Origin of the sequence: Bradyrhizobium diazoefficiens USDA 110 (assembly GCF_000011365.1) — a bacterium.
Classification (GTDB): domain Bacteria; phylum Pseudomonadota; class Alphaproteobacteria; order Rhizobiales; family Xanthobacteraceae; genus Bradyrhizobium; species Bradyrhizobium diazoefficiens.
The window spans coordinates 2,366,955-2,381,028 of sequence record NC_004463.1; the positions used below are offsets into that span (position 1 = coordinate 2,366,955).

A 14,074-nucleotide genomic window follows, 5' to 3' on the forward strand; every position below is an offset into this window, starting at 1 on the left:
TTATCTCTTTGTTGGTTCCGTTCTTTTCCACATACTCAACCATTATTAAACGCTTTGCGGTGAAGCTGGCCTCATTCCGAAATGGCGCATCACGCCTCGTGCGCGCCCTCCCTGTATGAAGGCCTGTTTTCATGGATGATCTGTTGCGGGAGTTCTTGACGGAGACCAGCGAGAGCCTGGACACCGTCGACAATCAGCTGGTGAAGTTCGAGCAGGAGCCGAACAACGCCAAGATCCTGGATAACATCTTCCGCCTGGTCCACACCATCAAGGGGACGTGCGGCTTCCTCGGCCTGCCGCGACTGGAAGCGCTGGCGCATGCCGGCGAGACGCTGATGGGCAAGTTCCGCGACGGCATGCCGGTGACGGGGCAGGCGGTGACGGTGATCCTGTCCTCGATCGACCGCATCAAGGAGATCCTCGCCGGCCTCGAGGCGACCGAAGCCGAGCCGGAGGGCACCGACCGCGATCTCATCGACAAGCTGGAAGCGATGGTCGAGCAGGGCATGGCGGCGATGTCAGCGTCGGCTTCGCCGATCGCGTCAGGCTCGGCGCAGCCGATGCCGGCGGCTGGCAGCGCTACTGCTGTTGCTGACGCCCCGCCGCTGGTGCCGGAAGCTCCGGCCGCCGCTGCGCCGGCCAAGGACATGACCACGGGTTCACTGATCGATCAGACCCTGGAGCGCCCGCTGCGCCCGGGCGAGGTGTCGCTGGACGAGCTCGAGCGCGCCTTCCGCGAGACCGCGATCGAAGCCCCAATCCCCGCACCCGTTGCCAAGGCCGAGGTCAAGGCTGAGCCCGCGCCGGCTCCGGCCCCTGTTGCCAAAGAGGCTGCCAAGGAAGCTGCGAAGCCTGCCGCCAAGGAGAAGGCCGCGCCGAAGAAGTCGATGGCCGACGAGGGCGCCTCCGAGGGCGACCGCATCGCCAACCAGTCGATCCGCGTCAACGTGGATACGCTGGAGCATCTGATGACCATGGTCTCCGAGCTGGTCTTGACCCGCAACCAGCTGCTGGAGATCTCCCGCCGCAACGAGGACACCGAGTTCAAGGTGCCGTTGCAGCGCCTCTCCAACGTCACCGCCGAGCTGCAGGAAGGCGTCATGAAGACGCGCATGCAGCCGATCGGCAATGCCTGGCAGAAGCTGCCCCGCATCGTCCGCGACCTGTCGAGCGAACTCGGCAAGCAGATCGAGCTGGAGATGCACGGCGCCGACACCGAGCTCGACCGCCAGGTGCTCGACCTGATCAAGGACCCGCTCACCCACATGGTGCGCAACTCCGCCGACCATGGCCTGGAGACCCCCGCCGAGCGGCTCGCGGCCGGCAAGGGCGAGCAGGGCACCATCCGCCTCTCCGCCTATCACGAGGGCGGCCACATCATCATCTGCATCGCCGACAACGGCCGCGGCCTCAACACCGAGAGGATCAAGGCCAAGGCGATCTCCTCGGGTCTCGTCACCGAGGCTGAGCTCGAGAAGATGAGCGAAGCCCAGATCCACAAGTTCATCTTCGCACCGGGCTTCTCGACCGCGGCCGCCATCACCTCGGTGTCGGGCCGCGGCGTCGGCATGGACGTGGTGCGCACCAATATCGACCAGATCGGCGGCACCATCGACATCAAGTCGGTGGCCGGCGAGGGCTCGAGCGTCACCATCAAGATCCCGCTGACCTTGGCCATCGTCTCCGCGCTGATCGTGGAAGCCGCCGGCGACCGCTTCGCGATCCCGCAGCTCTCCGTCGTCGAGCTGGTCCGGGCCCGCGCCAACAGCGAGCACCGCATCGAGCGCATCAAGGACACCGCCGTCCTGCGCCTGCGCAACAAGCTCTTGCCGCTGATCCATTTGAAGAAGCTGCTCAAGATCGACGACGGCGCGGCCAGCGATCCCGAGAACGGTTTTATCGTGGTGACGCAGGTCGGCAGCCAGACCTTCGGCATCGTCGTCGACGGCGTCTTCCATACCGAAGAAATCGTGGTCAAGCCGATGTCGACAAAACTGCGTCACATCGACATGTTCTCCGGCAACACCATCCTGGGCGATGGCGCCGTCATCATGATCATCGACCCCAACGGCATTGCCAAGGCGCTGGGTGCCGCCGGCTCCTCGGCCCATGACATGGGCGACGAGAACGGGGCGCATCACATCGGATCGGGCGAGCAGACCACTTCGCTGCTGGTGTTCCGCGCCGGCTCGTCCCAGCCCAAGGCGGTCCCGCTCGGGCTCGTTACGCGCCTGGAAGAGCTCCCCGCCGACAAGATCGAGTTCAGCAACGGCCGCTACATGGTGCAGTACCGCGAGCAGCTGATGCCGCTCGTCGCCATGGAGAGCGTCACTGTTGCGAGCCAAGGCGCCCAGCCGATCCTGGTGTTCGCCGACGACGGCCGCTCCATGGGCCTCGTCGTCGACGAGATCATCGACATCGTCGAGGAACGCCTCAACATCGAGGTCGGCGGCTCCAGCCAGGGCATCCTGGGCTCGGCCGTGATCAAGGGGCAGGCCACCGAGGTGATTGACGTCGGCCACTTCCTGCCGATGGCGTTCGCCGACTGGTTCACCCGCAAGGAGATGAAGCCGTCGATGCACTCGCAGTCGGTGCTGCTGGTCGACGACTCCGCGTTCTTCCGCAACATGCTGGCGCCGGTCCTGAAAGCGGCCGGCTACCGCGTCCGCACCGCGCCGACCGCGCAGGAGGGCCTGGCCGCGCTGCGCGCCCAGAGCTTCGACGTGGTCCTGACCGACATCGAGATGCCCGACATGAACGGGTTCGAGTTCGCCGAGGTGATCCGCTCCGACAACAATCTCGGCGCGATGCCGATCATCGGCCTGTCCGCGCTGGTGTCGCCGGCGGCGATCGAGCGCGGCCGTCAGGCCGGCTTCCACGACTATGTCGCCAAGTTCGACCGTCCCGGTCTGATCGCGGCGCTGAAGGAGCAGACCGCGGGCGCCGCCGGCGCCTCCGAGCTGAGCCGGGCAGCGGCGTAAGAGCATGATCCGGAAAAGTGTGAAGCGGTTTTCCGACGAGATCATGCTCAAAACGAAAAAGCGGGATCAGGAGATACGCTGATGGCCAACAAGACCCAGTCCACCGAAGGCGCCATGGTCGAATACGTCACCGCGATGATCGGCGGCCAGCTGTTCGGCCTGCCGATCTCCCGCGTCCAGGACGTGTTCATGCCCGAGCGCGTCACCCGCGTTCCGCTGTCCTCCCGCGAGATCGCCGGCGTCCTCAACCTGCGCGGCCGCATCGTCACCGTGGTCGACATGCGCGCCCGCCTCGGCCTGCCGAGGCCCGAAGACGGCAAGGTGCCGATGGCGGTCGGTGTCGATCTGCGCGGCGAATCCTATGGCCTGCTGATCGACCAGATCGGCGAGGTGCTGCGCCTGCCCGAGGACGGCAAGGAAGAAAACCCCGTCAACCTCGACCCCCGCATGGCCAAGCTCGCCGGCGGTGTCCACCGCCTCGACGGCCAGCTCATGGTCGTCCTCGACGTCGATCGCGTCCTCGAGCTCGCGCCCGAGATGATGGCGGCCTGATACGGCGGCACTGCCGCCGACGGACTTGCAATTGGAAGTGTCCCCGCGAAGGGGACAGGAAGCAGAGGTTCACATGCGCACTTGTCTCGTCGTTGATGATTCCAGCGTCATCCGCAAGGTCGCGCGCCGCATCCTGGAGGGCCTCGACTTCCAGATCCTCGAAGCCGAGGACGGTGAGAAGGCGCTGGAGGCCTGCAAGCGCGGCTTGCCCGACGCGGTGCTGCTGGACTGGAACATGCCTGTCATGGACGGCTACGAGTTCCTCGGCCATCTCCGGCGCATGCCCGGCGGCGACCAGCCCAAGGTGGTGTTCTGCACCACCGAGAACGACGTTGCGCACATCGCGCGTGCGCTTCATGCCGGCGCCAACGAGTACATCATGAAGCCCTTCGACAAGGACATCGTGACGGCGAAGTTCCAGGAAGTCGGCCTGATCTGAGCGACCGTCCGGAGGCTGAACGGCTCCTTCGGCGTTTGTCTTCAACTGAACCGTTTCAGTCTGAGTTGGTGAGTAATGAGTGTTGCGTTCGCAGGTAATTCGACCTCGGGTTCGTCGCGTGAAGCGGGACCGCTGCGGGTGATGATCGTCGATGACTCCGTCGTCATCCGCGGTCTGATCTCGCGCTGGGTCGGTGCCGAGCACGACATGGAGGTCGCAGCCTCGCTGCGTACCGGGCTCGAGGCGGTCAACCAGCTCGAACGCATCAACCCTGATGTTGCCGTGCTCGACATCGAAATGCCCGAGCTCGACGGCATCTCGGCGCTGCCGCAATTGCTGGCGAAGAAGCGCGATCTCGTCATTATCATGGCCTCGACGCTGACGCGCCGCAACGCGGAGATCAGCTTCAAGGCGCTGTCGCTCGGCGCGGCCGACTACATCCCGAAGCCGGAATCGACGCGCGAAGCGTCGGCCGCGGACACCTTCCATCACGACCTGATCCAGAAGATCCGTCACCTCGGTGCACGGCTGCGCCGGAAGGCCGCGGTTGCGAGCCCGCCGCTGGCGCCCGCGAGCCCCCCGCCGGCTGCGCGTGCACCGTTTGTCGCGCGGCCCGCCGCACCGGCTCCGGCCGCCAATGCCCTGTTGCCGGGGGCGCTGTCCACGCGCCCGTTCTCGACCCTGGCACCCAAGGTGCTGCTGATCGGCTCCTCGACCGGCGGACCGCAGGCGCTGATGGCCCTCGTCACCGAGCTCGGCCCGGTGATCGACCGCTTCCCGGTGCTGATCACCCAGCACATGCCGCCGACCTTCACCACCATTCTTGCCGAGCATCTGGCGCGTTCGAGCCGGCGGCCGGCAGCCGAGGCGGTCGACGGCGAGCCGGTGAAGCCGGGTCGGATTTATCTCGCGCCCGGCGGCAAGCACATGCGCGTGGTGCGCAGCGGTGCGGACGTGGCGATCGCGCTCGACGACGGCCCCGCCGTCAATTTCTGCAAGCCCGCGGTCGATCCGCTCTTCACCTCCGCCATCGACATCTGGCACGGCGCCATCCTCTCCGTGATCCTGACGGGCATGGGCTCGGACGGCATGCGCGGCGGCAAGGACATCGTGGCTGCCGGCGGCAGCGTCATCGCCCAGGATGAAGCCTCCAGCGTCGTCTGGGGCATGCCGGGCGCGGCGGCCAATGCCGGCATCTGCGCGGCGATCCTGCCGCTCAACCAGATCGGCGCCAAGGTCAACCGCCTGTTCGCGGGAGACCGCTCGTGACGCCGGTTGACTACGAGTATCTGCGCAAGTTCCTGAAAGAGCGATCCGGCCTCGATCTCTCCGCCGACAAGCAGTATCTGGTCGAGAGCCGGCTGCTGCCGCTCGCCCGCAAGGCGAGCCTGCCAGGCATCCCCGATCTCGTGCTGAAGATCAGGAACGGCGATGGCCGGCTTGCGACCGACGTGGTCGAAGCGATGACCACCAACGAGACCTTCTTCTACCGCGACAAGATTCCGTTCGATCATCTGCGCGAGACCATCCTGCCGGGCCTGATCCAGGCGCGCGCTGCGCGCAAGTCGCTGCGCATCTGGTCGGCGGCGTCGTCGACGGGGCAGGAGCCCTATTCGATCGCGATGTGCGTGAAGGAGATGGGCGCGGCCCTGGCCGGCTGGCGCGTCGAGATCGTCGCGACCGACCTGTCGCAGGAGGTGCTGGAGAAATCCAAGGCCGGCGTCTACAGCCAGTTCGAGGTGCAGCGCGGCCTGCCGATCCAGCACCTGATGAAGTATTTCACGCAAGTCGGCGAACTCTGGCAGCTCAATGCCGACATTCGCGCGATGGTGCAGTTCCGCCAGCTCAATCTGTTGCAGGACTTTTCCCATCTCGGCACGTTCGACGTGATCTTCTGCCGCAACGTGTTGATCTATTTCGACCAGGATACCAAGGCGGTGATCTTCGAGCGCATGGCGAAGGGGCTGGAAGCCGACGGCACGCTGCTGCTTGGCGCCGCCGAATCCGTCGTCGGCATCACCGATGCGTTCCGTCCCATCACTGAGCGCCGCGGTCTCTATCAGCTCAACCCGGCGCGCTCCGGCCGCCCCATGGGCGGACTGATGCCGCAGCCGCTGAAGATCGCCGCGGCGCGGTGATTGCCGAATGACAGGCGCTCTGAGAGAGCGCCGTCGTTGCGAACGATCGACAACATCTGACGAGATATCTTCCGTCATTGTGCGCGACGCTTCACGAGCGTTTGAGCCCTGCGAGTTACTCCGCTACCGCGCAATAGACCTCGCGCCGCGATGCAGCACGGTCGTGACCCTGACCAGCATCTGAAAGACCTGCTATGCTGCCGAGGGTCCCGCGGACGCGGGACCCCATTCCATCATGAACGGATTTGAGGAGGACACACCATGCGAATAGCTTGTGCCTCGTACTTTCTGTTGGTTGCGCTTTCGTTGCCCACGACTGCTCGCGCTGGTGAGCAAGTGCTCGAATTCAAGCTCGTCACCAGGCCGGTGGACGTCAAGGTCACCGAGGTCGCGAATGTTGAAGGTCAGACGGTCATGTCCGGCAAGATGTTTGGCGTTGCCTTTTTCAAGGATGGCCGCATCGCCGTGAAGGACTTCGTCAACTCCAGTGATTTGCTCAAGGGCTCGGGGCCCATGTTCGGCTACAGCACCTACACCTTCGACGATGGCTCCTCGATCACGGCGCGCTACGCCGGTGCGATCAAGGACGGTAAGGCAAAGGGCGAATATACGATCCTGTCGGGCACCGGAACGTACGCAAACGCGACAGGCACTGGCGGCTTCGAAAGTGTGCAAAGTGGGTTCAAGGGCGCCTTCCTGTACGACGGACGATTCATCGTCAAGACGCCCTGAGCCGACACGAGGACCTTCGCGCTCGCGTGCCCTTGCCGACGGCGTCGCGAGCGCATTTCACAAGATCGCATGCGGAAGAAAACGCGAGCCGTTGCCGGTGATCGGACTCTCGTCTTCGCGGATCGACAGGCCGCAGGGTTCGTGGTTCACCAGCCAGCTTCCGATCACCGGATAGAAGCCCGAGAAGTTCGGCAGTGGCGAGAGCGCCTGCCGCACGAAGCCTTCTGCACCATAAGGACCTGCGTGCTCGTCGAGCGGCGTTCCGCCAGACACCAGCGTGACATTGGCGCCTTCGCGCGACAGCAGCGGCTTGCGCACATAGGAGCTGCCGAGCTCTGCTGCCCGCACATCGTCCTCGAAGAAGGCCGGCAGCAGGTTGGGATGGTTCGGAAACATCTCCCAGAGCAGCGGCAGGATGCCCTTGTTGGAGAGCACCGCCTTCCACGGCGGCTCGATCCAGCGCGTCGGCGCGCCCTCGAGCTTTGCGCCGAAGGCGTCGTGAAACATCCATTCCCAGGGATAGAGCTTGAAGGCGAGTGCGATGTCGCGATCGTCGAGATCGACGAAGCCGCCAGCCTCGTCACGCCAGCCGATCGCTTCAATGTCGAGCAGCGTGGTCGAAAGCCCCGCCTGGCGCGCGGTGTCTTCGAGATAGGCCAGCGTGCCGGCGTCCTCCTCATTGCCGGTGGTGCCGGTGAGATGGACATGGCGGCCTGCACCAATCTCTTTCCAGGCTTCGATCAGCCGCTCGTGGATGGAGTTGAACTGGTCGGCGCGCACCGGGATGATACGGCGTTCGATCGCTTGTTCGAGCCAGGTCCATTGGAAGACGGCGGCCTCGAAGATCGAGGTCGGCGTATCCGCGTTGTATTCGAGCAGCTTTGCCGGCCCCTTGCCGTCGAACTTCAGGTCGAGCCGGCCGTAGAGGCTGCGGTCGTCCCGCTCCCAGCTCTCGGCGATCAGGCTCCAGAATGCCTCCGGAATCTTCAAGCGCTGCAGATGGCGCTCGTCGCCGATGGTGCGACCGGCAAGCTCGAGGCACATCGCGTCGATCTCGCCGGTTGGCGTCTCGATGCCGCGCTCGATCTCGTCGAGCGTGAAGGCGTAATAGGCGCGTTCGTCCCAATAGCGTTCGCCGTCGATGGTGTGGAAGACGAAGCCGCATTGCGCTGCGGTTTGTCGCCAGTCGTCGCGCTCGAGACAGATGATGCGTCGCATGGATCAGCCACCGCCCGAGAAGCCATGGCCAAACGAGCCGAAGCCGCCGCGGCTCACGCTGCTGTGGCCCGAGTTGGATGACGTGCTCGACGAAGAATGGCTGGAGGAATCGCTGCTGAAGAAGCTCGAGCGCGACGATGAGCCCGAGCCGCTGCTGCCGCCTGAAGAGCTGCTTCTGCTGCTGCACGCGGTGCTCGTCTGCACCGCCGGATCCGTCCCGGGAGGAGAGGGCTCGCAAGTCCGCCGCGGCATCAGCGTGTAGGCGGTGGTGCCGACCGCGATCGTGCCCATCACCAGGAGCGCGACATGGCCGGAGCGCTTCACCGGCGCCCGCGGTGTCGGCGACACCGGCCGGCGTTTCCCGAACTCCCTGCTGGAGCGTTTGTCGGCCATGTCAGTAGATCATGCAGGCGGCGTTCAACAGGCCCGCGGCGAGCGAGGACAGCCCGAGCCAGATCGCGGGGGCAAGCTCGCCGGCGGCGATCCGCGTCGACAGGTTCGGCACCGGGACCTTCACGAGAAAGAACACGATGATCTGGACGATCAGCGCGATGGCCGCCCAGATCAGGCAGTCCAGCACATTGGCCGAATGCGCGATCGCGCTGACCAGCGGGGCCACGAAGCCGAGCAGGCTGAGGCCGAGCGAGATCGCCGCGGCCGGCTCGTTGTCGCGGATGAGCTGGAACTCGTTGTACGGGGTGATGCGGGTGTAGACGAACAGATACGCCACGATCGCGATCAGCCCGGTGCAGAAATAGACCAGGAAGGCGGGCAGGCCGGCGAGTGATTGCAGGATCATCGTTCCCCCATCGTGCAGCGACCATTCGTCGGCGGGGGGAGGATAGCGGTTCAACGGCGGGACGGCGACGAAGCCGCGTTAGCGTCCCCAAAAAACAAAACCCCGCCATTTGCGGCGGGGTCCAGGCTGGGAGGAGCGAGCCCTGCGGCTCGCGACGTAAACCCAGGATCAGGCGGGAATGCGCTCTTCGTGCTCGTGCGGCTCGCGCAGCACGTAGCCGCGGCCCCACACGGTCTCGATGAAGTTGCGGCCTTCGGAGGCGTTGGCGAGCTTCTTGCGGAGCTTGCAGATGAAGACGTCGATGATCTTCAGCTCGGGCTCGTCCATGCCGCCATAGAGGTGGTTGAGGAACATTTCCTTGGTGAGGGTCGTGCCCTTGCGGAGCGAGAGGAGCTCCAGCATCTGGTATTCCTTGCCGGTCAGATGCACGCGCTGGCCGCCGACTTCGACCGTCTTGGTGTCGAGGTTGACGACGAGGTCGCCGGTCTGGATGACCGACTGGGCATGGCCCTTGGAGCGGCGCACGATCGCGTGGATGCGGGCCACCAGCTCGTCCTTGTGGAAGGGCTTGGTCATGTAGTCGTCGGCGCCGACGCCGAGACCCTTGACCTTGTCCTCGATGCCGGCGAGGCCGGAGAGGATCAGAATCGGGGTCTTGATCTTGGAGACCCGGAGTTGCTTGAGCACGTCGTAGCCGGACATGTCAGGCAGGTTGAGGTCGAGAAGGATAATGTCGTAATCGTATAATTTACCGAGATCGACGCCTTCTTCCCCCAAATCGGTCGTATAGACGTTGAAGCTCTCAGACTTCAGCATCAGCTCGATCGACTGCGCGACGGCGCTGTCATCTTCAATCAGCAAAACGCGCATGCCAGTTCCCCATAGTCGCCGCTCCTGGGCGTCAGGTCGGCCGCATTCGCGGCACTCAACAAAACGCCTTTGAACAACTGATTCGGATCCTGACAACAGATGGTTAACAAATCCTGATTCTGGAACGCAAGTCCCCCCGGTGCAATTTTTGTCGAATCGCCCTAAGGTCTTGCGCAGGAAGCAGCTTTCGTTATCCGGCTCCGTTCAAGTTCCACTTTAAGAGACGGGCCTAACCGACTCCCGCGACTCAGCCTTCTTCTGAAGGGGAGTCACGCTCAGTCACAAAGACAGTGACGCAATGATTAACGATGCGGGTAAACACGAAGTTAAGCGCCGTTCAGAAATATGGCGAAACTTAAGAGTTTCCCCGTGAAGGCCCGGGGATCACGACGACGACCACCTTATGAAGGCCTCTTATGAAGGCGCGCCCCCTATGAAGGCCCACCGATGAAGGCTCTGGCCGAACAGATCGGCGATATCGACGGCGTCAATATCTATGGCCGTGTGGTCGGTGTGCGCGGCCTGATGGTCGAGGTGGCCGGCCCGATCCATGCGATGTCGGTCGGCGCGCGGCTGGTGATCGAAACCGGCGCCAACCGTTCCATCCCCTGCGAGGTGATCGGCTTCTCCGGCAACAATGCTGTCGTGATGCCGTTCGCCGGTCTCGACGGCGTGCGCCGCGGCTGCAAGGCGGTCATCGCCAATGCCGCCAATCAGGTGCGGCCCTCGACGGCCTGGCTCGGCCGCGTCGTCAATGCGCTGGGCGAGCCCATCGACGGCAAGGGGCCGTTGCCGCAGGGGTCCTCGCCGATGCCGTTCCGCAATACGCCGCCGCCGGCGCATTCGCGCAAGCGCGTAGGTAGCCCGCTCGATCTCGGCGTGCGCGCGATGAACACGTTCCTCACCTGCTGCCGCGGCCAGCGCATGGGCATCTTCGCGGGCTCCGGCGTCGGCAAATCGGTGCTGCTCTCGATGCTGGCACGCAACGTGGACGCCGCCGTCAGCGTCATCGGGCTGATCGGCGAGCGCGGCCGCGAGGTTCAGGAGTTCTTGCAGGATGATCTCGGCGAGGAGGGCCTGGCGCGCTCCGTCGTCGTGGTGGCGACCTCCGACGAACCGGCGCTGATGCGCCGCCAGGCCGCCTATCTGACGCTCGCGGTCGCCGAATATTTTCGCGACGAGGATAAGGACGTCCTCTGCCTGATGGACTCGGTGACGCGCTTTGCCATGGCCCAGCGCGAGATCGGCCTGTCCGCTGGCGAGCCGCCGACCGCCAAGGGCTATACGCCGACCGTGTTCACCGAGTTGCCGAAGCTGTTGGAGCGTGCCGGACCGGGCCTGGGGGAGGGCGCGATCACCGCGATCTTCACGGTGCTGGTCGACGGCGACGACCACAACGAGCCGATCGCCGACGCCGTCCGCGGCATCCTCGACGGCCACATCGTGATGCAGCGCTCGATCGCCGAGCGCGGCCGCTACCCCGCCATCAACATCCTCAAATCCGTCTCCCGCACCATGCCGAAATCGGCCGATCCGGAGTTCTGGCCGACCATCCAGAAGGCGCGCCAAGTGATGGCGACCTATGCCGACATGGAGGAATTGATCCGGCTTGGCGCCTACCGGGCTGGCTCCAGCCCCGAGGTCGACGAGGCGATCCGGCTGCACGAACCCCTGGAAGGCTTCCTGCGCCAGCGCAAGGACGAAAATGCCTCATTGGCGGACGGTTACCGCCAGTTGGCGCAAATCCTCGGTAATTTGGAAACGGAACGCTAACTTTGTCAGGTCATCATCCGATCCTACAGAGTAGCAGAGCCGGTCTTGGCCCCAATTGGGCCTGTGGGGAGACCGGTGTTGTCCCACGTGCAGCCAGGGGACTTCTGGGGAGTACGAGTCGATGAAGTCACGTGATACCCTCATTCGCCTGAAGAAGTTTCAGGTCGACGAGAAGCGCCGCCGGGTCACCCAGATCGAGACCATGATCGCCGACTTCCAGCGGATGTCGGTCGATCTCGAACGCGAGATCCAGACCGAGCAGGAGCGTGCCGGGATCAACGATCCCTCGCACTTCGCCTATCCGACCTATGCCAAGGCCGCGATCCAGCGCCGCGAGAACCTGACCCGCTCGGCCGACGAGCTCAAGGGCCAGCTCGACGAAGCCAAGGCCGCACTGGCCGAGGCCTTCGAGGAGCTGAAGAAGGTCGAGCTCCTCGACGAGCGCGACCAGGCCCGCGAACGCGCCGAGGAAAACGCCCGCGAGCAGGCCGACCTCGACAGCATCGGCCTGATGCGGGCTCGCATCGGCGCTGTCGCCTGAGGCGCTAGCAGCAAGAACCGCCGAAAATTCGCGAAACCCGGACCCGCAAGGTCCGGGTTTTCGTATGCGCTGTCCACAGCGTGGCGCCACGCCCCTTGGTGGTCGGCTTGGCCGCGCGCTATGGTGGTGCAGTGCCGGGGGCCTGCGCGGAACGCGCCTGAGCCTACGCGTTGGGGGGCTGAATGCTGACGCCAGCAGAGCTGGTCGGGCTGATTGAGGCGGTGGCGAAGGGCGATCAGGCCGCGTTCGAGCGCCTTTACGTCGCCACGCGCGCGAAACTCTATGGCGTCGTGCTCCGTATCTTGCGTCGGCAGGATCTCGCAGAGGAGGTCATTCAGGAGACCTACGTCAAGATCTGGAACAGCGCCGGCCAGTTCAATCCGGCTCTGTCCTCGCCGATCACGTGGATGGCGTCGATCGCGCGCAACCGTGCGATCGATATCGTGCGCAAGAAGTCGGAAGTCTCCATCGAGGAAGAGCCTCAGGCGATGGAGGTTGCGGCCGACAGTCCCGATCCTCTGGCGCGCCGGGAGATGACCGAGGAGCTGAAGCGGCTCCTGGAATGTATCGGCCGGCTCGAGCCGGACCGTCAGAGGCTCGTGCTTCTCGCCTATTACAACGGCTGGAGCCGCGAGCAATTGGCGGAGAAATTCGCCGCGCCCGTCAATACGGTGAAGACGTGGCTGCGGCGCAGCATGTTGGATATCCGCGAGTGCCTCGGTTTATGAGGGTTTATGCTGTGAGGGTGGTTCTGGACTGCAAGTGATGGCCTACACGGAGGACCATATCGCGCTCGCCGCGGAGTATGCGCTCGGTACGCTCGACGCCGATGAGCGCGCGCAGGTCGAGACCATGATGGCGGTGGACAAGGCGTTCGCCGATATCGTGCAGGCCTGGGCCTACCGGCTCGGCGTCCTCAACCAGATGGTCGGCACGATCGAGCCGCGTCCGATCGTGTGGGAGAACATCAGGTCCGAGCTCGCGCGGACGGCTTTCGCGCAGGAGCCCCCGGCGCTGTCCGAAGCCTCGCCGCCGCCGCCACCTGTACCGGCGTCGTCCTCGTTCGAAGCCGTCACGCCGGAAACGTCATCGGACCGCACGGAGCAACCGGAGCCGCAGCCTCTCGAAGCAGCGCAGACCGAAGCAGCTCAGCCCGAAGCCGCGCAATCCGAAACCGCGCGACCGCCGTCCGATGCGCTTCCCGACGTCGCGCCGATCTTCATGCCGCAGGTCCATGCGCCCGATCCGGACGTCGCGCGCGCGCCGCCGGCGCCGGTCGTGGACAACACCAATGTGATCCGGCTCGAGCGCCGCGTGAAGCGCTGGCGCACGATCGCATCCGCCGTCGGCGCGCTCGCGGCAGCGTTGCTGGTGACGCTGTCGCTTCAGATCTTCCTGCCCGATGCGCTGCCGGGCGGCTTGCGTCCCGCACCGCGCATCCAGACGGTCGAGGTGAAGACACCGGCGCCGCTCGCGGCGTCCGCGCAATATGTCGCGCTGTTGCAGGGCCAGGCCGGCGGCCCGGCCTTCATCCTCACCATCGACGGCGCGACACGGAATTTCACCGTGCGCAAGGTCGGCGCGACGCCGGAGCCCGGCAAGAGCTTCGAGCTCTGGCTGATCTCCGACAAGCTGCCGCGCCCGCGCTCGCTCGGCGTGATCGGCGGCGGCGAATTCACCGCGCGTCCGCTGCTCGCCTCCTACGATGCCGACGTCGTCAACGGCGCGACCTACGCCGTCACCGTCGAGCAGGCCGGCGGCTCGCCCAACGGCCAGCCGACCTCGGCGCCGGTATTTACCGGCAGGCTGATCGAGACCGTGCCGCCGTCTCAGCCGCAGGCGCCCGCGAAGAAGTAGATTTTTATCGTCGTCCTGGCGGAAGCCAGGACCCATTACCCCAAGAGCTTGTTGCAAGAGTGAGCTGTGGCCACACGGGCGAGCAACCGCACAATCCTGTGGTAATGGGTCCTGGATCGGTGCTCGCTCCGCTCGCTGGTTCAGGACGACGCTTAGAGGCATTGGGCGCGTCGC

14 protein-coding genes are annotated in these 14,074 nt (G+C 65.0%); 10 read left to right on the forward strand and 4 right to left on the reverse strand.

The genetic code is table 11. From position 1 onward, the window contains the following. Nucleotides 1-131: 131 nt before the first annotated feature. The 6 genes from BJA_RS10680 to BJA_RS10705 all read left to right on the forward strand — a co-directional run bounded on the left by BJA_RS10680 (nt 132) and on the right by BJA_RS10705 (nt 6,842). Nucleotides 132-2,981: a hybrid sensor histidine kinase/response regulator gene (locus tag BJA_RS10680; RefSeq protein ID WP_011084982.1), complete on the forward strand. Its 2,850-nt coding sequence runs from the start codon at nt 132-134 to the stop codon at nt 2,979-2,981. An 81-nt stretch (nt 2,982-3,062) separates the two neighbouring features. Then, nucleotides 3,063-3,533: a chemotaxis protein CheW gene (locus BJA_RS10685; RefSeq protein ID WP_011084983.1), complete on the forward strand. Its 471-nt coding sequence runs from the start codon at nt 3,063-3,065 to the stop codon at nt 3,531-3,533. A gap of 73 nt (nt 3,534-3,606) precedes the next feature. After that, a complete protein-coding gene (locus BJA_RS10690) occupies nt 3,607-3,972 on the forward strand; it encodes a response regulator (protein ID WP_007600538.1) in 366 nt (121 codons plus the stop codon). A gap of 75 nt (nt 3,973-4,047) precedes the next feature. After that, nucleotides 4,048-5,241 (forward strand): protein-glutamate methylesterase/protein-glutamine glutaminase, encoded by a 1,194-nt coding sequence (locus tag BJA_RS10695; protein ID WP_011084984.1) that lies wholly within the window; start codon nt 4,048-4,050, stop codon nt 5,239-5,241. Continuing rightward, nucleotides 5,238-6,110, forward strand: a complete 873-nt coding sequence (locus BJA_RS10700) for a CheR family methyltransferase (protein WP_011084985.1) — start codon at nt 5,238-5,240, stop codon at nt 6,108-6,110. Before BJA_RS10695 ends, BJA_RS10700 begins: the two co-directional genes overlap by 4 nt. A 336-nt stretch (nt 6,111-6,446) precedes the next feature. Continuing rightward, the gene (locus BJA_RS10705) at nt 6,447-6,842 is read left to right on the forward strand and encodes a hypothetical protein (protein ID WP_236842187.1); all 396 of its coding nucleotides are present in this window, start codon (nt 6,447-6,449) and stop codon (nt 6,840-6,842) included. Between the two features lie 57 nt (nt 6,843-6,899). On the opposite strand, the gene BJA_RS10710 is transcribed toward BJA_RS10705, so the two are convergent. The 4 genes from BJA_RS10710 to ctrA form a co-directional block, all read right to left on the reverse strand. Next, nucleotides 6,900-8,060: a glutathionylspermidine synthase family protein gene (locus BJA_RS10710; protein ID WP_011084987.1), complete on the reverse strand. Its 1,161-nt coding sequence runs from the start codon at nt 8,058-8,060 to the stop codon at nt 6,900-6,902. Nucleotides 8,061-8,063: 3 nt separating this feature from the next. Then, on the reverse strand, nt 8,064-8,453 hold the full coding sequence (locus BJA_RS42995; protein WP_082901022.1) for a hypothetical protein: 390 nt from the start codon (nt 8,451-8,453) through the stop codon (nt 8,064-8,066). A 1-nt stretch (nt 8,454) separates the two neighbouring features. Further along, complete coding sequence (locus BJA_RS10720; protein WP_011084988.1) at nt 8,455-8,859, reverse strand: DUF350 domain-containing protein; 405 nt, start codon at nt 8,857-8,859, stop codon at nt 8,455-8,457. Between the two features lie 168 nt (nt 8,860-9,027). After that, a complete protein-coding gene (ctrA, locus tag BJA_RS10725; RefSeq protein ID WP_008138878.1) occupies nt 9,028-9,729 on the reverse strand; it encodes a response regulator transcription factor CtrA in 702 nt (233 codons plus the stop codon). Between the two features lie 447 nt (nt 9,730-10,176). Between ctrA and fliI the strand changes: the two genes are divergently transcribed. From fliI to BJA_RS10745, 4 genes are all read left to right on the forward strand, one after another. Beyond that, nucleotides 10,177-11,502, forward strand: a complete 1,326-nt coding sequence (gene fliI / locus BJA_RS10730) for a flagellar protein export ATPase FliI (protein ID WP_011084989.1) — start codon at nt 10,177-10,179, stop codon at nt 11,500-11,502. A gap of 121 nt (nt 11,503-11,623) precedes the next feature. Continuing rightward, complete coding sequence (gene fliJ / locus BJA_RS10735; protein WP_011084990.1) at nt 11,624-12,043, forward strand: flagellar export protein FliJ; 420 nt, start codon at nt 11,624-11,626, stop codon at nt 12,041-12,043. Between the two features lie 182 nt (nt 12,044-12,225). Further along, nucleotides 12,226-12,771, forward strand: coding sequence for a sigma-70 family RNA polymerase sigma factor (locus BJA_RS10740; RefSeq protein WP_011084991.1), 546 nt, complete (start codon nt 12,226-12,228; stop codon nt 12,769-12,771). A 37-nt stretch (nt 12,772-12,808) separates the two neighbouring features. After that, the gene (locus BJA_RS10745) at nt 12,809-13,900 is read left to right on the forward strand and encodes an anti-sigma factor (protein ID WP_038966503.1); all 1,092 of its coding nucleotides are present in this window, start codon (nt 12,809-12,811) and stop codon (nt 13,898-13,900) included. The last annotated feature ends 174 nt before the right edge of the window (nt 13,901-14,074 follow it).